The sequence below is a fragment of the Leptolyngbya subtilissima AS-A7 genome, from assembly GCF_039962255.1.
GTDB lineage: Bacteria > Cyanobacteriota > Cyanobacteriia > Phormidesmidales > Phormidesmidaceae > Nodosilinea.
The window spans coordinates 588,789-612,687 of the sequence record NZ_JAMPKY010000001.1 but is presented as its reverse complement, the minus strand read 5'-3'; the positions used below and the strand labels follow the sequence as shown (position 1 = coordinate 612,687).

15 protein-coding genes are annotated in these 23,899 nt (G+C 48.2%); all 15 read right to left on the bottom strand.

Translation table 11 applies throughout. The annotated features are described in order from the left end of the window. Positions 1-39 precede the first annotated feature (39 nt). The gene (locus NC979_RS02775; protein WP_190523523.1) at positions 40-1,404 is read right to left on the bottom strand and encodes a DUF8692 domain-containing protein; all 1,365 of its coding nucleotides are present in this window, start codon (positions 1,402-1,404) and stop codon (positions 40-42) included. A gap of 717 nt (positions 1,405-2,121) precedes the next feature. Then, positions 2,122-5,646: a trifunctional glycosyltransferase/class I SAM-dependent methyltransferase/polysaccharide deacetylase gene (locus tag NC979_RS02770; RefSeq protein ID WP_190523521.1), complete on the bottom strand. Its 3,525-nt coding sequence runs from the start codon at positions 5,644-5,646 to the stop codon at positions 2,122-2,124. Between the two features lie 83 nt (positions 5,647-5,729). Next, positions 5,730-6,986 (bottom strand): ABC transporter ATP-binding protein, encoded by a 1,257-nt coding sequence (locus NC979_RS02765; RefSeq protein ID WP_190523519.1) that lies wholly within the window; start codon positions 6,984-6,986, stop codon positions 5,730-5,732. Between the two features lies 1 nt (position 6,987). Continuing rightward, a complete protein-coding gene (locus NC979_RS02760) occupies positions 6,988-7,806 on the bottom strand; it encodes an ABC transporter permease (protein ID WP_242024180.1) in 819 nt (272 codons plus the stop codon). A gap of 88 nt (positions 7,807-7,894) precedes the next feature. Continuing rightward, entirely contained in the window at positions 7,895-10,519 is a 2,625-nt protein-coding gene (locus NC979_RS02755; RefSeq protein WP_190523517.1) for a glycosyltransferase family 2 protein, read from the bottom strand. Between the two features lie 44 nt (positions 10,520-10,563). Then, complete coding sequence (locus tag NC979_RS02750; RefSeq protein WP_190523516.1) at positions 10,564-11,712, bottom strand: glycosyltransferase family 2 protein; 1,149 nt, start codon at positions 11,710-11,712, stop codon at positions 10,564-10,566. Positions 11,713-11,815: 103 nt separating this feature from the next. Then, positions 11,816-13,300 (bottom strand): NAD(P)/FAD-dependent oxidoreductase, encoded by a 1,485-nt coding sequence (locus tag NC979_RS02745; protein WP_190523514.1) that lies wholly within the window; start codon positions 13,298-13,300, stop codon positions 11,816-11,818. A gap of 155 nt (positions 13,301-13,455) precedes the next feature. After that, positions 13,456-14,079 (bottom strand): HpsJ-like protein, cyanoexosortase C-associated, encoded by a 624-nt coding sequence (hpsJ-C, locus tag NC979_RS02740; RefSeq protein ID WP_255524890.1) that lies wholly within the window; start codon positions 14,077-14,079, stop codon positions 13,456-13,458. Between the two features lie 219 nt (positions 14,080-14,298). Beyond that, on the bottom strand, positions 14,299-16,875 hold the full coding sequence (locus NC979_RS02735; protein WP_190523510.1) for a DUF4347 domain-containing protein: 2,577 nt from the start codon (positions 16,873-16,875) through the stop codon (positions 14,299-14,301). Between the two features lie 533 nt (positions 16,876-17,408). After that, a complete protein-coding gene (locus NC979_RS02730) occupies positions 17,409-18,089 on the bottom strand; it encodes a PTPA-CTERM sorting domain-containing protein (protein WP_190523508.1) in 681 nt (226 codons plus the stop codon). Positions 18,090-18,311: 222 nt separating this feature from the next. After that, complete coding sequence (crtC, locus tag NC979_RS02725; RefSeq protein WP_190523506.1) at positions 18,312-19,238, bottom strand: cyanoexosortase C; 927 nt, start codon at positions 19,236-19,238, stop codon at positions 18,312-18,314. 80 nt (positions 19,239-19,318) lie between these two features. After that, positions 19,319-19,930 carry an HpsJ-like protein, cyanoexosortase C-associated gene (hpsJ-C, locus tag NC979_RS02720; protein ID WP_190523503.1) on the bottom strand — a complete coding sequence of 204 codons (612 nt, stop codon included), beginning with the start codon at positions 19,928-19,930 and terminating at the stop codon, positions 19,319-19,321. Between the two features lie 171 nt (positions 19,931-20,101). Further along, positions 20,102-21,496: a hypothetical protein gene (locus NC979_RS02715; protein ID WP_190523501.1), complete on the bottom strand. Its 1,395-nt coding sequence runs from the start codon at positions 21,494-21,496 to the stop codon at positions 20,102-20,104. Further along, a complete protein-coding gene (locus NC979_RS02710) occupies positions 21,493-22,668 on the bottom strand; it encodes a glycosyltransferase family 4 protein (RefSeq protein WP_190523500.1) in 1,176 nt (391 codons plus the stop codon). The genes NC979_RS02715 and NC979_RS02710 overlap by 4 nt, the downstream gene beginning before the upstream one ends. Then, on the bottom strand, positions 22,656-23,897 hold the full coding sequence (locus tag NC979_RS02705) for a glycosyltransferase family 4 protein (protein WP_190523498.1): 1,242 nt from the start codon (positions 23,895-23,897) through the stop codon (positions 22,656-22,658). The genes NC979_RS02710 and NC979_RS02705 overlap by 13 nt, the downstream gene beginning before the upstream one ends. Positions 23,898-23,899 lie beyond the last annotated feature (2 nt).

Genomic DNA, 23,899 nt, shown 5'->3' with positions numbered 1-23,899 from the left:
CCGTTTATTCTTTAGAATTTAACTTTAATCGATCCTTCCTTAAGGAAGGGCATGAAGCTCAGATCTATAAAGTTTTTGAGATAAAAAGCAAAAGTGTACTCCCGTAGCCAAAAGAAGCATTGCCATGGCTATAAAATCCAAAAAATTGACGTTAAAGGGAGTACCAAAAAATATAGAAACACTTAGTGCTACTACCCAGAGAATCCAAGTTATTTTTTCAGCCCAGTGAGTGGATAAGAGTATAAAGCAGATCCCTAAAGCAGATGCTGTAGTTAGAATAAAAAAATATAGTAAGTCATCTATTCTTTGATCTTGAATCATAGACATAGTGAGCCACACTTTTAACCCAGCACCATAATAAGATGACAAAAAAAGGCTAAAAATTGCTAATGAATGCTCAAGCCTATATTTAAACCCTGATGAACAATGGTGATTAGAAAGGCAGCAACACACAAGAAGGAAAGCTAAGACAGCAAACACTCCGGGAAACCAGTTCTGAGGCGTTCCACTATCTCCGGGTAAATGATGGAACCATGCTTGTTGTATAACATGCATTACTCCACCTAAACCTACAAACAAAATCAAATAAAAAAATATTAAATTTTTCAATGTAAAAACAAGCCGAAGTGATTTTCCTATGCAAAGTCTTGAATCTTTCTGATTCATTAAATCATTAAGATAGGTGACGGTTGAGGCCAATATCATCAGTGAGCCAAATAGTTCTGCTCCTTCCTCTAAAAGCAAAAGTTCTATAGGTCTTCGTACTAAGTTTTTGGACACTGCACCCTCCCAAGACAGCACTTCGATCTGCTCTTGCAAAGGAATGCTTAGAAACAGAAAAACTCCAATAATCATAAACAATAATGCAGTTTTACTGTTCTTTAGATGAAGACAAGAAAACGAGATCATATAAACAGCAGTGAATAAAATGAGAGGTGTTAACAGATAAACCCACCCTAACGGATAGTCTCCTAAAGGATTTAAGCTACTCAACATGCCCAATCGCTCGTGGAGCGAACCAATTTCATCCAAGGACAAGAGAATGAAAACTCCTGTATATATAAGCCATCCATAATGTAATAGCGAAGGGCGGCCGGTTGGCTTTAATTGGTGTTCAGCCAAAAAACACAGCCCTGACATTACAGCAACAAGAAAGAGCAAAACAGATGAGTACCAAGCTGCTAAAACGTTTTCGTGAGACAGGTCTAGTTGAATAAGCAAGTATTTAATTGTAGAGCCTGCATCCCAAATACCTTTGAGGTCATGCCAGTAGTAGAGGGAAAAAACAAAAGTACCTGCTAGTAAGATTAAGTTGAAGCCTGCAAGGTAAATAACGAAATCCCAAAACCGTTCAGGGCCAACAGTGATAGGTACAGATCGCTGCAAAATCTTTCCATCAAACATACTCAACTCTCAGTATTAAGCCTAGATTATACTAAGTTTAATACTAGGAGTTTGATAAAAATCTTTTTTCTAAAATCTTAGGAGAAGGATAAAATAGGTTAAGTTTTAGAGAAGAGTTTGGATACTTTCTCCTCAAGACGATCGCAATTTTCCCTGAGGTTATTAAAAATATTTTTAGGGCATCAAGGTCAATTGATTACATAAGTTATATGGCACAGTAGCAGAACTTAATAAAGCTCATCTAGCTTAAGTTGCATTACGTTTTATTCAGTTTGCCTTATTCTAAACATGAGCTATTGATTCCCAAATGAATAAAATCAGCTAGTTCGAATTTGACCTTTTCCTTGCATGCAGCAATGTACCGACATTCCACAGGTTGACAGGGGTTAATTAAGGAGATAATAGCGGAAAGCCGGAAAGCCCATGAGGCAAGCGATTTTGCGGCGTCCTTCCAAAAGGTTACTGACCTGCTGGGAAGAGCCGATTGAAACTAGGTGAATCGCCTAAAACTTCTGCAAAATCCAGCGAAAGGTTGGAGTGCGGGTCGAGCACTGCTTTTGGTCGAGCACTGCTTCGTCAGCCTGAGCCAAGTTAGGCTCTGAGTTTACGCTGACCCAGACTATAGAAAAGGGGCTTGCACGGACAAAAGTTTTCCTGAAAGCACTTGGCCTTCCGCCATTCTTTGCATATGTCAGAGTGTACCATTATGCTAGGTCTTCAGTTTTTGCTTAGCTTCTTGACAAATTCTTGAAGGTTATTAGAGCCTTCTACTTCAATGCGAGGCAATGACAAAAGCGAGTCTTGAAAAGAGCTTTGCCCGGGACGGCAAGACAGGCCAATAGTATATCCACAGGCTCCGATCAGGTGTTGTACGACGGGGTCAACATCTCCGTAGGGATAAGCAATGGTTTGTACAGGTGTGCCCAACTCCTGAGTAAGTATAGTGCGCGATCGCAAGCCTTCTTTGACGATCTCTTCAACTGTGAGAGAGGTCAACGGGCGATGGCTGGCGCTATGGGAACCAAACTCAATGCCTTGCGCTTGTAGCTGACGAATTTGCGCCCAGGTCATGAGTGGAATATCTTCTCCATAGATATTATCCCATTGATTAGATTGCCCAACGTGATCAGCCACCAAGAAGACAGTGGCTGAGAACCCATAGGCTTGAAGCAAAGGATAGGCATAGGTTAAGAAATCAAGGTAGCCATCATCAAAAGTTAACAGTATGGCCCGCCCTGGTAAGGGGTTCTTAGTGATGATCGCTCGTTGCCAAGTTTCTAATGGCACGGTGTAGTAACCAGCGTCCCGTAGATAGCTCAATTGTGCTTCAAAGGCCTCCGGTGTCACCCGCCACCGGTTTATAGCAGCAGCGCCTTCAGGAGCCACGCGGTGGTACATCAAAATCGGGAGGCGATCGGTAACAATCGATTGAGCTTCAGTTTTCTGGGGTGTGCCCCCTTGCCACAAAACCTGGTGGATAGCAGCTTCTGGGGGAGCAGTAGGCTGAGGCAGTTTGACCACACTGGGAGAAGACTGAGACCAGGGCAGCCAACTCCGCTTTTTCTTTTGAAAAAGCTGTATGCGATAAAGCGGTGTATGGATTTCATTGACCAGTTTGAAATGCCCAATTGCCATGAATGTATCGCTAATACCTTTAGCACCGAAGGGATGATCCCAGTTATAGCCAGTGCGATCGGGTTCATCGACCACTAAATGGGCATGAGCCGTCAGAAAATAACCCCCAGGTTCCAAAGCATTCACTACCCTTTTGGCAAAGTTTCGGAGGTTTTCCCAACCTCCAATGTAGTAAAGTACTTCGCTACAGACGATGAGTTGTAGGGAATCTGGCAAAGGATCGGCGGCCATATCTAGCTGTCGAAATTGAATATGAGGAAATTCACTACATCGCTGGGCGGTACGCTCCACCGCAATTTGCGAAATATCTGTAGCGATCAGCGATTGCACATGGGGTGCAAGTTGCTCAGTAAAGTGACCCTCAGCGCAAGCTAGCTCTAAGGCTCGTTGTATCTCGTGCTTGGGCAAAAGAGAAAGGGTTTGTTCGTATTTAACTTGTTCGTAGTTGGTAGTATATTTCCAGGGATCTGGTTGAGTGGCAAAGAGAGTTTCAAAGTAATCGCGATTATTAAACTCGGTCTGTACCGATGGTGGTTGATTGCTATTGTTCCATCGATTTGAGTTTAGATCAGGCCTCAACTGATCATGAGGCTTGTCAACTATGAAGCTATCGGCCGCATACATAACTCGATTAATAGAGTTTGGAGAATTTGGCTGTTGGGCGATCGTTTCCCGCGTTGCCTGAGCCATTGTTAATATAGCTTCAGCCGCCTGTGAGGGGAGGGTAGCCCAGCGGGAACCACTACTACCAGACAACTGGTGGCGATGCCTTAGAATAAGAGTATGGGATAATTCCTCAAATCTTTCGGATAGGGCAATAGAGAGAGCCGACTGGTGGTGTAACCGGTGTTTAGCGGCCAGCGCTAATCGCTGTCTAAGGGTCATCCTTGGCACGATGGGCTGTCCAATACAGGCTTCTCGCACTACACTGCGACACAATTCCAATCCCCCTTCCAGGGTTAGCGTAGCCCGTAATGATTGAGCCGATACACAACCTTTATGGGTCGGAATCGTAAATTGCCCTATGGCTATCCCACCAACGGTCGCCAATACTGTCAAGGCATCGCTAGCAGTGCTCACATCTGACAAAAAATCACTTACTTCTATCGTCAGTTGGTCAGATTCTACCTTGAGGGTAGGGGCTGGGTCTGAGTAGGCAGCATTATAAAAAGCCTCTTCACCCCAGGCCGGCCGATCCCATAGATCTTGTAAGAATGTTGCCCATCCCACTTGATTGTGATGAGCTTGCCAGTCTGCCACATCTTGACTTTCTTGTAGATTTTGCTGCCGATAGATAGTTTGATTATAGTAATATCCCAGAATTGACCAGTAATATTGATCTGCAATACTGTCCTTTAAAACCAGTTCGGAAACTACCCCGTCACAAATAGGAAGTTCTATTGTTCCCAAGCGCCGTCCCGCCATAGTTACAACGCCATACAGACGCTCAAACCCCTCAGGAGGAACAATGTTCACAATCGGCTGCGTAATTTCTAGTAAAACACCATAGGTTTTCCCAACCTGAAGCGGCCATGGAGCATCTATTGCTTGCTCCAACACCATCCGTTCTAAAATTCTGGCCACACGTTGCGCTAGGCCAGACGCTTTTGACAATTCTTCTAGGGCATTCAAAAACTTCTGAAGTAGTGGACAAACTACTTCCCAAAGTTGCCACCAAGCTGCTGGATGAGAGCAACTTGGTAATGGTGTCGATTCAAATAAATTAGCTGCTACACAGTGAGGATCTAACCCTGGTGCAGGGCCATGAAGAAGTGATAACAACGGGCTAGCATCTCTGCCTAGCCCTAAAACTAAGCCTGCTGGCCAACTTGCCCAATAAAATTCGAGGTTGCTGAGGTTATCCGCCGATAATCCAGCTTGATAGTTGGGTTGGGGGTTAGTGATCCTCGGATCTGGGGTGCAACCCTGACGAAGAACTCGAAGCCCATCCTTAAAGAATTGGGTGCCATCTCCAGATAAGGATTTGGGTCGCATTCTGTAATAGGCCAAAATCTCTGGAATGCCTCCAAATCGAGCCCCTTGCCGAGCAATCCGCTGCCATAGATCCCAATCTTCACAGGTCATTAGAGATGTGTCAAAACCGCCTGCTTGCGTGAAGACTGTTTGTTTCACCACACAGGCATGGATAGCAAATGGGCAATAGCGAGCCACAATAGGAAATAGGTCAGGCAGATTAGGAGAGTTTTTTTCGCCTACTAATGTGCCATCTGGAGCAACACGTACCCATCCACAATGAACGACATCTAGAGATGAATCTGATTCGATCTTTGCCGTCATAAGGGTAATGTAGTCAGGGGCAACCCAATCATCTGAATCTAGAAATAATAGCCATGGCGCTTGTGCTATCTGAGCCCCCGCGTTACGAGCCGCACTCACTCCTTGATTAGGCTGGCTCAAAACATGGATGCGGCTGTCTTGGACAGCAAATTGCTTGGCGATCGCTTCGGTTTCATCTACAGAGCCATCGTCTACAATAATTGCCTCCCAGTGAAGCGTTGTTTGCTTCAATAGAGAAGCAAGGGTTTCAGCTAGAGTTGCTGCTGAGTTATGTGCTGGGATTATGATTGAAATACTAGAAGGGTGCATAGGATATCTGATTAAGAATAATTTGTTTGCTTAACGAGCTGTTGATGCTTTTTACAGCGACTAGATGTGCTAACTGAATGGTTTCAAGGTGCTAGCAACGCGTTTACTCCAAAGGTTGCTACTTCCCAGCGCATAGGAGGGCATAAAATTCCAATTTCTTTATAGGGCAATGTAGCATCAACAGTTAAAGGGTAAACATGCCAGTGGTAGTCATAGGCATATTCCCAGTTTTGCTTATACATTCCTACATTTACGAAGTATCTTCCACCTCGGAGATCGAGACGGTCAATAACCAGCCTAATTGTGCCTTCCTCCTGTAATCGAACACAGGGAATGCCCATTACTAAGGTATTTACGTCTAGACACACCTCACCATTTTCCTGGCTGATAGTCAGGCTAAAAATAGCACTATCAGTAGGCTGATGAGCCTGATAGTCTATTTCGATATATAGAGGACTTCCAGAGTCAATCTGGGTCTGAGGGAGCAGCCTTACACCAGTAATCTCGGATTCAAGGGAGCCAAAGCGGTTTTCGTTAACCCGGAGTTCAGTGCCAAACGGAGTGAATTGAGCAGGGTGCTGGGGAGTAAGCTGCTGGGTTTTAAGCTGCATCTCCATGGTGTATTGCCCTACGACTGCAGCGGGTTCGCCATAGGCCATGATGGTGCCATGCTTAAGCCAGAGGGCGCGATCGCATAATCTTTCTACCTGCCCTGCATCGTGAGACACCAGCACAATCGCACAACCCTGGGCTTTCATCTCGGCAATGCGGCTGAGGCATTTGCTCTGAAAGGCTAAATCTCCTACCGATAAAAACTCATCTACCAGTAAAATCTCTGGGTCAGTGTGCACAGCCACCGAAAAGGCCAAGCGCATCATCATGCCAGAACTGTAGGTGCGCACTGGGTTGTCAATAAAGCTCTCCAGTTCTGCAAATTCAACGATCCGGTCAAAGCGACGAGTCACTTCACGGCGTCGCAGCCCGGTGACAATTGCGGCCACAAAGACGTTCTCACGGCCGGTCAAATCACCGTGAAACCCAGCCCCCAAATCGAGCAGCGCGCCCACTCGGCCGCGCATTTTGATTCGCCCTTCGTTGGGATGGGCGACTTTGCCTAACACTTGCAGTAGGGTAGATTTTCCAGCACCGTTGTGACCAATGACGCCTAGCATTTCCCCGGTGGCTACTTCAAACGAAATGCCCCGCAAGGCCCAAAAGTCATCCATCGGCTGAATGCGCCTCAGCCCCGACAGAGCTGCCTCCATAAGGGTTACGGGCTTTTTGGCATGATAGCGATGGAATCGCTTGCCTAAATTTTCAACCAGAATTGCAGCACCCATTTTAAATTTCTTCTACAAATCGTAGGCTTTGGCGTTTGAAAAGGGTGTAGCCAACGGGCATGAGCACAGCAACTATGCCAGAGATAATCGCTAGAGCTAGCCAATCGGGCTGTGTACCCCACATTAAAATTTGTCGATAGCTGGTGACAATGTGCACCATCGGGTTGAGGCCATAGACAAACCAGTAGCGGTCGGAGATGTTATCTATCTCATAAAAAATGGGGGTTAAATAGAACAAGAACTGAAGCAGCACACCCAGGGTATGTTGAGTATCTCTAAAGGTGACGTTAAGTGATGCAAGAAAATAAGAAAATGTGACAGTAAGGGCAAACTGAATAAGCTGAAGTAGCGGCAAGGCTAGCAGTATGGGTGTGAGATGAACCCCATCAATGAGTAGAAAAACAAATAGCACAGGCAACGCTAAGACAAAATGAATTAATCCTGTGGTGACAACAACAATAGGTAAAACGGCGTTGGGGAAACCTGGTTGTCGAATGAGTGGACGACTGCTAACGATAATACCAGTTGCCTGGAATAGAGAAGTTTGAAACCAGTTCCAGACGAGTAGGCCCGTAAAGACGTAGGAGGAATATTGAAGAATATCAATTTTAATGATGACTTGGAAAACAAAAACAAAAACTAGTAGCTGAAGCAAAGGGCTAATTAATGTCCAGGCGATTCCTAGAGTGGATCGCTTGTACATGATTTTCATCTCACGATCAACTAGCGATCGCAGCAGATCCCAAAGATAGCCAAAGTGATGATAAGACCACATTGCCTTATAGCCTCTAGGTGTTCTTATCATAACAAATAGTCCCATTTATCGAGAGAACAAGGCTTATTTAGATAATAGCGTTTGACTTGAAATATTCTTTATCTTCTATCTTTAAAGGTTAATTATCATATTCCTAATTAGGCCGATTATGGATAGGAATATATGGCTGACTACGGCCTTGTTTATGTACACGTACACGAGATCGCCAAAGAGACCATGGACCTGCTAGGTTGCCCCTAATTTCCAGCCAAATCAGAGTAATAGGGTAATTACTACGCTTCAAAATATACTCTTTTATTCGATAGTAATGTGCATAAGGTAAGCCTAGTAATACTTGCGCTAGGCCTCTATAATCTCCATCTCGCAACCAAGTCGTGAGATTGTGAGAAACATGACCTTTGCTGTAGTTGTAGATCTGCTTATTAAGTGCTTGATTAGTTCTACGGTGTCGGTGCCAAACAAACCCTTTTGGCTCATAAGTCACGGTATAACCTGCTTTTATAATTTTGTAGAATAAATAACTGTCTTCTCCAACTCCGGAAGGCATACCTGGCCCTAAAGATTCATCCATTAATCCAATCTCAGGATGGCTGAATATTTCGGCTCGAAATGCAGAATTGGCAGTGCCTCCAAGATCCCAAACTGGTGATGGTTTGTGAGGGAACAAGTCATACCAATCACCATCGGCTGAAAAAGATTCAAAACCTCGGCCTAGGCCACCGTAATATTCAAATTTTTGTTGAGATTCTGTCTCTAACTCTAGAGGTAAAATATTACCTGTAACAGCCATTACTTGAGAATTAGCTAGTGGTTTTATTAGTTTTTCCATCCAGTCATGAGGGACTGTTACATCATCATCAATGGTAATAACAATATCGCTGGCACTAGCATTTATTCCCGCATTTCTGGCATAGGCAACACCTTGACGTGGCTCATCAACCCAAAGAATCTCTGGAAAATCGCCTTTCAAGGGTAGTAAAATTTCTGACTGAGGATGATTGTCAACAACTATTATTTTAAATTTTCGATTTGTTATTTGTCTTTGAAGATGAGTCAAGCAACTACGCAGATCATCCGGTCTATCAAACGTACCTACGATAACAGAGACAGAAATATTGTCCGGAATTGACTCAGAATCAGTCTCATTAATCAAACTATAATGATTGCCAATGGCCTTTATGGTGCTACTCCAAACCACATCAGAAACCTTGGATTTAGATGGATCTAGCAATAGCCGATAAAATTTTTTGACGATTTCTCTAGAAAGAGTGAGCTGGAGGACATTAGAATTTAAATTTTGATAATCTAAACTTCCGATAGGGCTATTATGCCAACTTATATAAATACGAACCCGCGAGTATTTTTCTAGCTCAGTAAGTGAGTGCAGTGGTTTACTAAGCTCAACTTCTCGAATAGCGATTTGTCTTGACAATGAAGGCTTTATACTAAAGTCTCCATTAGAGTTATAGCGAGTAGGTAAAGGCTGCTCTGTTTGCCAACCGTATTTTTTGACAATAGAGGCTACCACTTTTTTTGATTTTTGGTAAGAGGTGAAACCAGAAAAAGCTCCATAGAACTCTGAAAAAACTAAATCTTTGGGAAATTGGGTTTGATGAAAAAAAGACACAATAATCCGGCGCACATTCCAGTAAAGCATCCACCAGATCCCAACTTTGAGACAAGAAAACCATAAATCAGCGTAAGTGCTTCCTAGGCTAATCCAGAGTGCGTAAAGGCTTCCATTAAAAGAAATTTGACGCTTAAGTTGGGCATATTCTCGCCGATGTCGATGGCGGATCATTGCCTGAGGTTCATAAATCAGGATGTGTCCTGATTTGATGACCCGAATGAACATCTCTAAATCACCGCAGCCGTTAGTAGGTGTACCAACATCTAGTGCTGGATCAAAACATCCAATTGTTTCAAATACTGATCGCCGATAAGCCATATTGGCACCAGTGCCAAATTGCCCTGCCCCTAGCCATTGCCAAGACATAGGTTTGCCAGGGTCGGTACAATACCTTTTTTGTTCAAATCCACGCCCAAATCCACCATAACTTTCAAATAAAACTTGGGCTTCTGTTTCTAACTCATAGGGCACAACTAGCCCCGTCACTGCCATAACCTCAGGATGTTCTGAAAAGGCTAGCGCAATTGCCTTTACCCAATCTCGATCCACTACCACATCATCATCGGTATAAGCAATAATCTCGCCTTGAGCTTCTAAAATGGCGCGGTTGCGTGCCCAGTCTAAGCCGGGGCGAGGCTCGCGCACATAGCGTACCTGAGGATAATGGTAATCAATCAGGTCTTTAGTGCTCTCTGTAGTAGGAGCATTGTCTACCACCAAAATGTCAAGGCTGGGGTAGTCAAGCTGGGCAATGGCCTCTAGGCAAAGCTTGATATCGTCAGGGCGATCGCGGGTACAAACCGCCACAGTCACCAGTGGCCATTCTCCTGTATATTCCACAGGAGGCAAATTAAGCAGGTCTTCTAGTTTAAATTCCGCTGGCCGGTGGGGTGAGGCCAAACCGTTCTTAAGCAATTGACAAATAATTGCCTCACTATGCTCCTCCAAAATCAGCTTACCCAACGTCGCGGCGGTACATTTACCCAAGGAAATAGGGGCCTTAATATAGCCCAAGGGCACACCATGCAAACGCACCAGCCCTTGTAGCCCCATATAGCCTTCTAACCCCTTAACCGTAGGAATTGGTTTGCTTAATTCAATATCAATAACCTTGATCGGATATAGCATAGGGATGATTCCAGGCTCAAGAATAATGAATTTGGTTAGTTAACTTAGATAAATTGCAACGTGCGGTGTAGAATTCCGTTGACCCACACCTTGATCCACACCTTTGGATGACTGGCTCGGAGAGCTACAGAGGATGCCGTTGTAGATACTGCACTGGGGGGTAAATCTAAGATTGATGCCTTTTTATTAGGAAGTTTGGTTACCTTCCGAGTAGGAAGATAGTTGTGGCTAAGCCCTAATCGCAGCAAGTTAGTAACTAGTAACTGGTAAAAGCCAGGCCGCCCCAAAGGAGTTATCGGATCAACTTTAAGCGCTTGCCATAGCCAAAACACCGTGTCAGTAGCGTGCCCCTGACTATGGCATTGATGAGCCAGATAGAGGTAAAAGCTGCTGCGCGATAGCCGATAAAGAAATCCCGGCGTTTCAGGATGGTTTTGCTGGGCAGTTTCTAGCATGAGCTGCTGCGATCGCGCCATTTGACCATAGTCACCAGACATACTACTAGTTTGCTTGCGGTAGCCCACCAAGAACTCTGGTACGACGGCAAATGGATATCTGGCTGCAAGGCGCAGATAAAGATCCCAGTCTTCACAACCTTGAGCTTGCTGGGCTCTTAACTGCGAGTCATAGCCGCCCACCTGATCGAGGCAGCTCTTACGAATTAGGGTAGAACTAGCATTGCCCAAGAAGTTATGGCAAATCATCGTTTTATAGACATTGCCTGCGATCGCCGCCGCATGGAAACCGCCTGTAGGTCGCTCTTGCCCATCAATATCTAACGACCAGGTGTATACCACTCCCACGTCAGAGCGTGATTGTTGAAATCGGACTACCAACTTGGCGATCGCCTCCGAGTTCCAAATATCGTCTGCATCAATAGGGGCAATAAACTCTCCCCTGGCAGACTGAATCGCTAAATTTCGAGCGGCAGCAACTCCAGCGTTGCTCTGGTGCAATAGCTTTACTCGATCATCCTGCTGCTTATACCGATGAACAATCGCTGCTGTGTCATCTTGAGAGCCATCGTCTACAACTAGTACTTCGATATTTCGGTAAGTTTGTGCCAACACCGACTCCAGCGTTCGGGCAATGAACTGTTCTGCGTTATAGGCCGGAATAATGACCGAAATTAACGGGGTCTCAGCCAGTTCTAGCTCAGAAGTAGTGTTATCGCAGTTCCTGCTAGGAGACATTGGTAAGCGGTAGGAAGATAACCATAGAGTACACAACTGCTTTGGCATAGGTGATACCCAGCGATCAAGACGAGTAAGCATCGATAAGGAAAGACACCATTCACTAAACCGCTGATAGGGGAGCCACACTGCCGGGCCGCGTTTGAGCCTTCTGTCGCCGACTCCACTCTTCGTCCGTAAAGTTCTCCTGGTACGATCGCTCTACGTTCACATTCCACAGATCGTGGTCTTCACCCAGAATGTTTTTCGCCGCCAGCAGCGCTGTCAACATCGAGTGGTCTTGGTTGTTATAGCGGTGCATGCCGTTGCGGCCCACCGTTTGCAGATTCTCAAAAGTCATCACGTAGTCTTGCAGCATCTGCAGATGTTGGCGATACTCTCCGTCGTAGACTGGATAAGCCTTGCGTTGACGAATCACGCAGCCATCTTCCACATCGACTAGCTTCACCCCCAAGTTGAGACCAACAATTTCTTCAGTAGCCAGTTCAACCAATTCCGCTTCTGACATTTCCCAAAGGTCATCACCCTCGCTGCAAAAATATTCCATTCCTAAGCAGGTTTTGCTGAGGTCAGGCACCATCGCTGGGCTCCAGTTTTTAAAGTTCTGAATGCGCCCTACTCGAAAGTCGGGGCTGTGGATATAGAGCCAGTTATCGGGAAAAAGTTTGTCGCGATTAATGATTAGCGAGACAATTAAAAAATCTCGATACTTCAGCCCTCGTGCTGCAGCTAAAACTTCGTCAGGGGGTGGAGGATCAAGACGGTGGACAAGAGCCGAGATCGGCATGGAGTTGATGAAATGATCGCCGGTCAGTTCAATGGTTTCATTGCCTTGCTCGGCGATCACCTTGGTAACGCGACTGCCCTCTCGCTCGACTCGCACCACTTTGGTGTTGAGATGAATGGGGGAGCCCTGGGTTTCAACGATTTCCTGGCAGCGCTCCCACATCATGCCAGGGCCTAGGCGTGGATAGTCAAATTCTTTAATTAAACTCTTGGCATTTTGGCTGCCAAACAGAGCGTTGATTACAGCTCGTTTCAAGGACATATCCTTAATTCGCTGAGCTGCCCAATCGGCTCGAATTTGGTTGCAGGGTAAACCCCATACTTTTTCGGTGTAGGTCTTAAAGAAAATTCGATACAGTCGATTACCAAAGCAGTCAATCACCCACTCTTCAAAAGTCTCAGCTTTTGCGTTAAGGTGTAGGTATTTTTTGAATTTGGCTTTGAGATAGCTTATCAGAATCAGCAGACTTTGCAGTGGCCCTAAATTATTCAGAGTTTTAAATAGGGAAAGGGGATAGTCATAAAATTTACCATCGTAGTAAATTCGTGAGAGTCGGGGCACTCGAATAAATTGATCACCTAAGATTTCTTGCCAAAGCGCATTAACTTCGTCAACTTTAGTAAAAAAGCGATGACCACCGATGTCAAACCGATAATCCTTATAGGTCTCGGTACGGGAAATACCGCCTACTCGATCTGCCTGTTCAAGTACTACAGACTTGAGATTATGCTTCTGCAGTTCGTAGGCAGCAGTTAGGCCTGCTGGCCCTGCCCCAATAATGACAACGGGATAATCATTCATATAGCTCGCTGTAAAAGGTTGGTTAATTGCTGATTCGTGATCTTAAAAAGGCTAGCCATAGGTAAGCGAAAAGAGTCGTTCTTTAATGACGTGAAGCCGACAAATTTAGTGCCGGTTGATTCGGCACCGATTTTTGTGGCGAAGTGAAAGGCAATTTATTTCCGCGTCTTTTTAGCGCTTCGGCCCCTGTATTTCCCCGTTGAGCCTAGGCGGCCTAAGCTCAATAAACCAATGCCTACTACCGCGAAGTTACTGGTGCTGGCAATAGCACTTCTGGTGATAGTGGTTTTTGCATTTTGCCGCAGGGTTTCAGCTTGAGTGTCAATAGCCCTCAAGGCATTAGCAAAATCATCCTCTGTGGCATTGGCCATAACTTCTGGGTTGGAGCGGCCTGCTTCAACCTGCGTCTGTAACTGCGAAACTTGGTTGCCGATATTGTCAATCGCCTGAGAGTGAAGTAGAAAACTTTCGCGCACTACAAACATGCAAATCAGCAGGAAAAGAGTGCCTAGTCCCATCGCTAGAAAGCCTAACATCTTTCGTAAGCTTTGGTTCTCCCAAGCGCTGTAGATTAATAGGGCAACACCAATGAGCAGCACTATGCTGCGATCGCCCATTTGCTGCAATAACCCCACCCGCCAAGCTGTTCCCCACTCCAGGGGAAAGGTAAGGGCGGTCATGTCGACAAGAAAGCCAAAAATGCAGGTAAAGCCGACAACACGAGCGATCGCCTGGCCGCTGAGAGAGGGGGAAGAGAGCGGATTTGAAGCACCAACCATAGATAAAACTCCAGATCTATAAATGCTTAGTTTTAGGATGGGGAGAGCGCACACCACTGCTAGGGCACAGGCTTACTTCAACCCTATTCAGGGGATGACGGTGGTTTCCGCCCAGTTTTATCTAGCTTCACTGAATGTTTATAGGTGGACCCGCCTGATCTGCAAAGCCCCGGCCGTATGGCCGGGGCTTTGCAGGCTTACTGTGTGAAAATCGTCGTCTTACGCAAAGTAGTTGGTCACCGTTAAGGTCCCAGCGGTAGAATCAGTCCCGGCCATTCCTATGCCCGTGACTTCGGCTACTAGGTCCGTGCTTTTAGAAAAAGCAGCGTTACTATCGTTGACAGATAGAAACGTGCGGGTTCCCCAGCGGAAAAACACCGCCTGGTTTGCCGCCATAGCTTGCGCTCCGCTGGAGGTTTGATTTTTATCTTGGTAAGCGGCCAGAGCGGCCTGTTCTAAGGTCGTGCCAGTTTTCAAGCCAGCATTGAATAGTCCCCCTGGCTGCTCAGAGGTGAGCAAATTGTTGTTGTAGTCGAGCTGAATGCGATCGCCCTGGATGGCATCAAAGCCTACAATGCGATCGAGCGCCGCCAGGGTTGACTGGCCAAAGGCCTCGGCTTGCGATCGTCCGGTGTAAACGATGCGATCGGCTCCAGTACCGCCAGTTAGCGTGTCGGCTCCGCCTAGGCCTAAAAGAGTATCGTTGCCGCTGCTCCCAGAAAAGCTATTGATCACTGAAGTGCCTAAAAGAATATCGTTACTGCTACTGCCATAAGTCGGCAACCCGCCCCGTTCAAAGGCCCCTACATCAATCAAAGAGTCACGGATGAACTGGCGTTGGTCTTGGGTGGGCACGCCAGTGGTTTTCACGCCGGTGTTGATCGCTGGGCTACCCGATAGCAACGGATGTACCAGGTCATCGCCAATCTTCATTAGCGGACCCAGCAGTGGATCAACAAGACGACTGTTGGCAGCTACCCGCGGGCCAGAATTGACCGGCGCTGGAAACTCAATATTGCCACCGCCATCGCGGGGGGTATAGCCGACTTGGTTCTGCCTCGTATCAACCGCCCTATTGAAAGCGACAATCGAATTACGCAGTGTAATTGAGTCTTTATTACCGCTGTTCATCCATAGTGCGCCGTTAGCGCGTCCAGCAAAGTTGTTGACGATGGTGGAATTGGTAATGTTAACAGGGGCAGCAGAGCTGGTGTTTAAGAACATTGCCCCCCCAGCATCATTGTTGACCCGATTGGTAGAAAAGGTGCTGTTGGAGATATTGACAGACTGCCCAGTCTGAACCCAGAGACCTCCGCCTTGCTTCTCTGCAACATTGTTGGCCACACCTACATTACGCAGCGTGACGGTGCCGCCGTTGACCTCTAGCCCACCACCGCGAGCCAGATTTTGGCTGCTGAGAGACACCGTATTTTTCAGCAGAGTACTGTTTTCGACCACTAGCTTATCGGTGCCGTAGCTGTAGATATACAGCGCGCCACCCCCACCTTTGGCTTGGTTACCCTCAAAGCTGCTGCCCTCAATGCGAATAGTCCCTCCTGAGGTGGTGCCTGGGCCACCTGGCCCAGCGCCATCGCTAAACAATGCGCCGCCGCCCTCACCAATGGCAGTATTGTTAAGAAAAGTCGAGTTTTTAACCGTGACGGGTGACGAAATATTGTAGACAGCACCCCCATTAAACCCCCGATTATTAGTAAAGCGAGAGTTCTCAATCACCATAAAGCCTGGCCCACCCGGCCCACCGGCACTGTTAGTGGAGATTGCTCCACCGCTCTTGCCGTTGTTGGTCAAAGTGCCGTCATTGCTGTCAAAGACGCTGTTCAGAATGGTGACTTGAGCTCCAGAACCCACCTGCAGCGCCCCACCACGGCCCGCCTTGTTGTTTTTAAGCAAGCTGTCAACAAGCGTAATGCGGACAAAGTTAGCACCGTTGATGGCACCCCCCATACCCGGAACTTGAGCACCCTGGCCGTTGCCGTTGACTAAGGTCAACCCTTTGAAAGTCGCCTGTACAGCGGTTTGCGAGGTACCCACCTGAAAGATGCGGCTGCTGCTGTTGCCACTAAGGGTAAGGTTAGACACCCCGCTGCCATCAATGGTAATGTTGCGGCCCACAAAGATCTCGCCGCTGGTGAGCTTGATGGTTTGGTTAGCCAGGGTTGTGGCAAATTTAATCACGCTGCCGGCGGGGGCGGCAGCAATGGCAGCCCGTAGCGAACCGGGGCCGCTGTCGGCGATGCTGGTAACCGTGACAATATTCAGGTTCTCACCGTAGTTAGCTTGAGCCTCGGCGCTAAAGACCGAAATCGTCTCTACTGCACCCGAAAATACCTCAAACTCCCAGTCACCGCCGCTACCTGTAATGTCGTCAGAGGCCGCTATATCGGCCTGGGTCCATTGGCTAAAACGATTGACAAAATCAAGGCCACCGCGGCCAAACCCTACATTACAGCCGTAAAGCAGAACATCAGCCCCATCGTTGAGCGATCGCTGCCACTGGCTTAGCTGCGAGCCGTAGCTGTCGAGGGTGTTAGTGTTAAGCACCGTTGCCCCCAACGTCAGCCCACCCGCTTCGCCGTGGGAGAGCAGGTGGATGCTATCTAAGTCAGAGCGCGATCGCAGCGCTTCAGTAATTTGGTCAATACCATCCTGGGCCGAGTCGAGAAATACTACATCTAAGCCAGGGTCAAGGCCTTTGAGCAGAGTATCAGCATCGGCGATCGCCTCATCTACAAAAACAATACCTTTAATCAGCCTAGGAACACTTTGAGTCGTCATTTTTTCTCCAACCTACAGGGGATAAATGCCGTCTCAATGCCTGTTCTAAGCCTTAGAACAAGGTCTAAGGCCCATATTCAAAATGTCTCCGGTCTAAAAATGTAATGACTTGCGTGACTATGATCCAAAGCTTTATTTGAGCATCAGCCAACAGTCATTTCCCGAACAAAATCCAAGGAAAGGCGCATTGACTGATCGTCGAAAGACAAATTTATGGAACAAAGGCAAAGACGACAAACAGAGTTGGTAGATAGAAACCCTGAAGCAATGCACGATTGGCTAGGCAAGTTAGCTGCATGATTCATTAGCTACCTAGCTGCTTTAACTACCTTACCTTAACTTCACAAATTGTCATTGCCTTCCGTAAACTTACTTGTAAACCTTTAGAATCTGCTACTTTCAGGACGCTAGATGTTACTGAAATGTTTCCAGAAATTTTCGTTAAAAAACTCAAAAGAGCAGTAAAAAAGCGCTATCCCCTTGAAAAGGTAGCGCTTTCAATCATCAATCAAATGCAAAAGCTAAAGACGCTATTACGCGCTCTCGCTTTCCTCTTGTTTGCGCTTGCGCAGGGCAGCCACACCTAAGCCCACTAAACCAGGCAGTAGGGCTGGAGTGGGGATTGGCTCACCACCATTTCGGTAGTAAAGAGAGATATGAGACACGGCCTGAGTTCTACCGTTGTTGTTGACGAAAGGTGAGCTCCAAGACCCAGTCCAATCATCAACAGTGCCAGAGAAACCATCTGGTCCGACGCCTGAGAGTAGATAGGCAACGAAGCTATTTGTTCCACTAACACCAGGAACTCTGCCCGATCCCTTCAATACTAATGCGATATCAGTCCAATCGTCGGGAATAACAGTACCACCAAACAGGTCAGAGATATCCCAATTTCCGGAAAGAGATGCTCCGGGTGTAAAGTTGACACCGATCCGATTCTCTAGAAGCGCACCGTTTTCGTCTTTTCCTGCAAATTTCCAGTCACCTTTACCAAAAAGCTCCTGACCATTGAACGCATCTAAGCTGTCATTTCCACCATTCCCTATTCCAATTTGACAGCCATTTTGTGTGGATGCCTTAGCATCTAACGGTGATACCAGGCTTTGAATAGGCACTGGACAGGCAATACCGAGAGCCTGTGCAGGATTTTCACTGATTAAGAAGCTTGCAGCTGTGCTTACCGCAAAAGCACCAAACACTAACAAATTTCGCATTAGCTATTATAAACGAAAGAACATCAAAATTTGGTAGTACCCTAATTAAACAAATCAAAGCTCAAGGTTGGCCTTGATGACTTTTGCACATATAAGTGCGTAATTCTGCACTCTCAAAAGTATAGAATGTTCTACGTAGAAACACTAGCTCTTATTTTATTTTTTATAAAAACTCTCAATTTATGATTTTCTAAAAAGTTTTTCTGAAAAATGTCGGATAATTTATTGCTGAACTTGCTTTTTTGCTCGCTCAATCATCGCCATCATGGCGTAATAATATACTGTGAGCAGCAGACCCACAAAAATTTGACCGCCCCAAAAGCCGTGCCAAAAGTCAAACCACCACTCGCCCCAGTACACGTGGGCAATTGTGACCAACATTAGGCGGGGAATATTAAATAAAAGTGAAATAATAGCTGCTACAGCAACCAATATAGCCATTTGACGCGGCTTCTGTTTGTACAAAATTCCCATGATGAAGCCGGTAGCGGCGATAGAAAGGGCCATGTCTAGGCCATTGCAACCCCAGCCTACTTCTACTGCGCCTTCTGGGAAAGTAATATAAACTCCCTCTTGCACAGCTGGAAAGCCAAGCGCTCGCATGGCCGCACTACTGATCTCAGCCATTTTAGTTTCCAAAAATTGGTAAGGAGCAAAAAAGTCCCACAAAAAGCGAGAGACAAAACCAATGCGCGGGTAGGTGGTTAGGCCAATTAAAAACGTTGGCACTATAAAGCGGGTAAAAAAGCTAGCGCCCCAGGTGCTACAGGCGATGCCCGCCAAAATTAGCAGCCACAAAAAGGCCTGGGGCCAGAGGGCGAAGCGGCAAAACGGAAACAAAACCGCCGCGCAGACAATCAGTAGATGTCCCAATAGGCGATCTTCCTCTGAAGCCAAAAGTTTTTGCAGCACGGCACGGCGATTCCACAACTCGGCGACGGCTATACCCAGCATACATAACACCAAAAACCAGCCCACTTTGCCCCGCAGTGCCCTAGGCATCAAGTAACCTAGCCAGGCTGGCAGGTAGACTAGCCCAACCGTTAGCCCCAGCAGCACAAAGCGCCCGTGGGTGTCTTTAGCCAGGCTAACTATCCAGGCCTGAATAGTTTGCAGATGAGGCTTGAGATTTAGGTTTAGGGCTGCCATGGTTCTTAATGGATTGGCATATCGGTTTGTTTCGCAAGGCGTTCGGAACGAGTGGTTGTCGTAAAGTCACCAGGACGACTCTATCGACTATGTTTGAGGCCAAACCGTCCCAATGCCAGGAGCCCGATACCAATCACCACTTGAGTACTCAACATTGACATCATTGATTTGGTCGTCTGACCGCGGGCATTTTCGAGCAGGGCTTGTGCTTGAGTTTCAACCTGCACCAACGCTGTTTCGATACGCTCGGGTGTAACCTCGGCGGGCAGGTTGGGGTTATCTTGCGCTGTTAGCAGTTGAGAGCGAATTTCAGTGGCTTCGCTTTCGATATTGCGTACAGCCTGATTTTGTAGCACCAGTCCATCACGAATAACGATCACCCCAGACAACACAAATAAGATGCCTATAACCAGGCAAATCAAAGCCAGGAAACGGGAGAGGCTAGGCCGATTCAGACTGCCGTAGACCGACATCGCCAAGCCTAGAAAAAATAAAATGCCGCGCCCACTAACCTGCTGCATGAACCCAACTCGCCACTCTAAAGACATGGGGTCAGGGGGAATGGCGATCGCCATTAGATTCATGACAAATCCCCCGATGCAGGCCAGGCCAATTATCAAAAAAATGGTGCTGGCAGACGGGGCCTGCGATCGCGATGGAGTAGCCAGAGGGGACTGAGGAAAACTAGCCATAGTTGCCGTAAAGGTTAGAACTAATGGATACGTTTAAACTCTTCAAAGGAAGAGTGCGCCTTGAGAAGGTCATGGCTCTGTGTTCACTTTTCTCGCCTGACAAGGTTTAACCGGATAGTTTTAATCTCAGCCAGCGTAGAATATCAAACCTTTATAGACGAGTGAATAGCCCTAGTTAAGGTAGGGGTTGACTCCAGCCCAATGATTAGCAGGAACATCTACGGTGGATCGGGGGTTGAGCTCATGCCACCGCAGTCCCAACAGCACTGCAATAGTCACCATAAACCCAGGCTCTTCCATAGTGGTGAAGATAAACCCGTTGACAATCACGTTCAGCAGCAAAAATCGTGACAGGTCATCTAGACACACACGAGTCCACAGCCTCCACCACAGGCCCACATATACCCCCAACCCAAGAAAGCCCAAGTCTCCCCAAATACCGGCAAACCCCCAGAAGGGGGAGAAAAAGCTGGAGTCGAGGTAGCTGTTATTCCAGTACTTCCAAATCGACTCTACTACCGGGTGGCGAGTCGCACCTAGTGGGTCAAGCAAGCTGCTGTAATCGCGAATCATCCAGCCGCCAATGCGGCCTACGGTGTGTCCTGGCCCCAATCCTAGAAACCAGTTGAGTAGCGAGGTGTAGTGCTCGGGAATAGTGCGCAGCGGAAACAGCTTTTGTACAGTGGCATCCCCATCAGGGCCGTAAATCTCAGGCCGTATCCAGGTGCGAAATGTGCGCAGATACTCGATATCAACGTTATAAACACACCAGTAAAAGCTATAGAGGACTATGGTTGCCAAGACCGTGTATTTAATTGTCTTTTGAATGTCTGCCGTGCGGCTGATAATCAGCACCACCCAGGCTATCGCTCCCACCAATAGCACCTGCTTGGCATCGGCAACCAATACTTCGAACACACCAGCGCTCAATACCAAGGCTCGCAGTGTCAATCCTGCTTCTTTGGCTGTTACATAGTAGAAAATGCCGTATACGAAAGCTACAGTTGCCCCAACTACGTGCCCACCGCTGGACAGATAAAAAACCCCCTGGATGTTGTCATCTAGAGTCATACGGCTGTGGGATATGAGCCCGGCGTGAAGGCCAACAAATTGCCCCAGGGCCAGCACCAGATGCAGCAGTCCAAAGCCCAATACCCAGCGCCGAAATTGCCCCAGCTTTTCGGCCGTGAGGGGGATGCTGACGATCGCTGCCAAAACCAAAAATGGTTCTGACTGAATCATAAAATTCAAAAAAATATTCACGGCCCCAGCTCGGTTGAGCAAAGCGCTGGCCGTGCTGACCGCAAAGTAGAGGTAAAGGCAAATTAAGATTGCTCGCATCAACTGTCGCTGGTGACGACTGACGTTGCGGCTGCGCAAATACACCAGCAGACAGAGGATGGGCACCATTACAAAGTGGACGAAGTTAATCGGTGCCGGTACCCCAATCGACTCAATAATACGGGGGAAAAAGGCGGTGGCAAAGGCGATCAAAATCAACTTTGAGCTAGAAATGAATCCCTTTTGTTGAATGGTTTTATAGGCGCTAAGCGGAAGAACATTCATCGCGATCGCTGGCTAAATATCACTTTGTCGTAGATATCGCTAATGTATGTGTAATTTTGAGTGGCGGTGTAGCGTTCCAGGTAGGTTTGGCGAGCGACATGGCGCATGGCAAACCGCTGAGCCGGGTGGTCGAGCAGCTGCTGTACCTGCTGGGCCAGGCTTTGGGGGTTGCTGGGTTCAAAGTGAAGTCCGGTTTTGCCGGTTTCAACCAATTCGGCGATCGCACCAATTTTCGCTGCTACCACAGGGGTTCCCTTGGCAAACGACTCCACGGCCACCCGACCAAAGGTCTCATACCATTTAGATGGAAAAACCAAAAAGCTGGCTTCCCCCATCAGATGGTGAACTTCGTCGATAGGGCGGCGACCTAGCCACTCGATGTTGGGCAGGGCCTGGGCGGCATCTTTTACCAGGTCTGCCAGGGGGCCGTCACCGACAATCTTGAGCGGATAGGGGGTAGGGAGTTGTTGCCAGGCCTCGATCAGGGTGTCGAGCCCCTTCTCAACCGACAGCCGCCCGACGTAGAGAGCAAAGCCGCCGCTGCCGCTGCCCACCCCTGGGTCGGGGTCAATAAAGTTGGGCTTGACAATAATTTTGTCGGCGGGCATGCCGCCCTCCACCAGCTTTTGCTTAGCAAACTGGGTCAGGGTAATAAACATGTTCACCTGCTGATCCCAGGTTTTGAGCAGCCGATGAGTGGTAATCATCGCCGTCACCATGGCGCTAGCGGGGCGACTTTGGCGATAGCATTTGTGAACAATGCCCGCGTAGGGCACGGCCTGCCCCACGCAGTCTTCGCACACCTGGCCATCGCGAAAAAATAGTCCGTTAGGACAGATCAGGCGGTAGTTTCGCAAGGTTTGCACCACGGGCACCCCCTCAGCCTGGGCCGCGTAGTATACCGAGGGCGAGATTAGGGGAAAAAAGTTTTGCACGTGGACGATGTCATAGGGCTGCGATCGCAACCTAGATCGCACTTCCCGGTAGGCCGTCTGCGACCACAAGGTTTTAGCCGCCAGCCGCAGGGCGCTGTAGTTGGGAATGTCGTCGTTGGTGGCAGTATAGCGATCGACCTGATGGCCGTGGTTTTCGAGCAGGCGCTCTTCGGCCGCACAAGACTCATCTTCACCACCGCGAATTTGATAGGCGTTGTGAATACTTAGGATGCGCATGGGACGACCTCCTGACAGAGGGCAGCGTACTGCTGACTGAGTTCTTGCCCTCGAGCCTGCCAGGAAAAGTGCTGCTGCACTCGGCGCTGTCCTGCTGCCCCCATTTGAACCAGCAGGGTGGGGTTGGCAGCCAGTTTTTCCATTGCCGTGGCTAACCCCTGAATCGTCAGCTCAGGCACCTGGGCCGGGATCTTAAAGCCGGTCTCGGCGGTGACCTGCACACTGGGACCACCTAGGTCTAGGCAGACTACTGGACGGCCAGCCGCCATTGCTTCCAGGCAGACCCAGCCTCCCGAGTCGTGCAAACTGGCGTGCACTAGGGCATGGCACTGACCCAGCTGGTGCAGAGTTTCGGCCCTGGGCAAACGGCCCCAAAACTTGACCCGATCGGCGATACCCAGCCGCTCAGCCAGAGCTTGCAAGTTGGCGCGCTCTGGACCGTCGCCCACAATCCAGTACTCAGCATCGGGAGGTAGCTGAGCGGTGGCAAAGGCGCGCAGGCCCAAGTGCAGACCCTTCCAATGCAGCAGGCGGGCCATACTGATAAAGCGCACCGGGGACAGGGACGGAGTGGGGCACTGGGCCAACTGCTCAATCTCGTCAGCGGACAGACCTGACTCAGACTCAATATGGACATTGGTAGCCCCCAGGGGCTGTAAACGGCGGGCGGTATCAGGGGTGGTGGCTTTGACCAGAGCGCTGCGGCGGGCCGTCATAGCGGTAAAGGGATCGAGCTCACCGAATCGGTGCATCAGACTGCGCAGCACTTCGTAGATCTGTCCCCGCCGGCTAAAGTCACCCCAAAAGGATTTGGGGGCCATTTCGCCACCGCCCACTGGCCCCCACACAAACGGCACTGGTAGCAGGGCCAAAAAGCTAGGGGTGGAGTAACGCACGTAGGTAACGTGGTGAATCACGTCAATGTCTACAGACTTGAGTAGTGTTTTAGCGGCATAGTAGGCCCCTATCTGCCAGCCGTAGTAGTGAGGTACCTGGGCTGGGGGCAACCAACGCAGGGGCGGTGGCGGATCGCAGTAGAGAAAGGTGAGGGTGGGCACCGGATACTGGGCCAGTTCGGCCTCGATCGCATCGCGATTGCTGCGGCGGGTTAGCACCCACACTCGATGGTGTTTCGCGAGTTCCTGAACGAGGTGCCAGCCCACTCCCGGCTCAGAGCCCATGTAGGGCTGGCAAGCATAGGCGGAGATTAAAATATTGAGCGGTTTCATAG

Coding starts and splice junctions, on each gene's coding strand:
- hpsJ-C (WP_190523503.1), bottom strand. CDS start 19,930: ATGGCTAGTTTTCCTCAGTCCCCTCTGGCTACTCCATCGCGATCGCAG.
- hpsJ-C (WP_255524890.1), bottom strand. CDS start 14,079: ATGGTTGGTGCTTCAAATCCGCTCTCTTCCCCCTCTCTCAGCGGCCAG.
- NC979_RS02710 (WP_190523500.1), bottom strand. CDS start 22,668: ATGCGCATCCTAAGTATTCACAACGCCTATCAAATTCGCGGTGGTGAA.
- NC979_RS02745 (WP_190523514.1), bottom strand. CDS start 13,300: ATGAATGATTATCCCGTTGTCATTATTGGGGCAGGGCCAGCAGGCCTA.
- crtC (WP_190523506.1), bottom strand. CDS start 19,238: ATGGCAGCCCTAAACCTAAATCTCAAGCCTCATCTGCAAACTATTCAG.
- NC979_RS02750 (WP_190523516.1), bottom strand. CDS start 11,712: ATGTCTCCTAGCAGGAACTGCGATAACACTACTTCTGAGCTAGAACTG.
- NC979_RS02755 (WP_190523517.1), bottom strand. CDS start 10,519: ATGCTATATCCGATCAAGGTTATTGATATTGAATTAAGCAAACCAATT.
- NC979_RS02775 (WP_190523523.1), bottom strand. CDS start 1,404: ATGTTTGATGGAAAGATTTTGCAGCGATCTGTACCTATCACTGTTGGC.
- NC979_RS02765 (WP_190523519.1), bottom strand. CDS start 6,986: ATGGGTGCTGCAATTCTGGTTGAAAATTTAGGCAAGCGATTCCATCGC.
- NC979_RS02770 (WP_190523521.1), bottom strand. CDS start 5,646: ATGCACCCTTCTAGTATTTCAATCATAATCCCAGCACATAACTCAGCA.
- NC979_RS02760 (WP_242024180.1), bottom strand. CDS start 7,806: ATGGGACTATTTGTTATGATAAGAACACCTAGAGGCTATAAGGCAATG.
- NC979_RS02705 (WP_190523498.1), bottom strand. CDS start 23,897: ATGAAACCGCTCAATATTTTAATCTCCGCCTATGCTTGCCAGCCCTAC.
- NC979_RS02715 (WP_190523501.1), bottom strand. CDS start 21,496: ATGAATGTTCTTCCGCTTAGCGCCTATAAAACCATTCAACAAAAGGGA.
- NC979_RS02730 (WP_190523508.1), bottom strand. CDS start 18,089: ATGCGAAATTTGTTAGTGTTTGGTGCTTTTGCGGTAAGCACAGCTGCA.
- NC979_RS02735 (WP_190523510.1), bottom strand. CDS start 16,875: ATGACGACTCAAAGTGTTCCTAGGCTGATTAAAGGTATTGTTTTTGTA.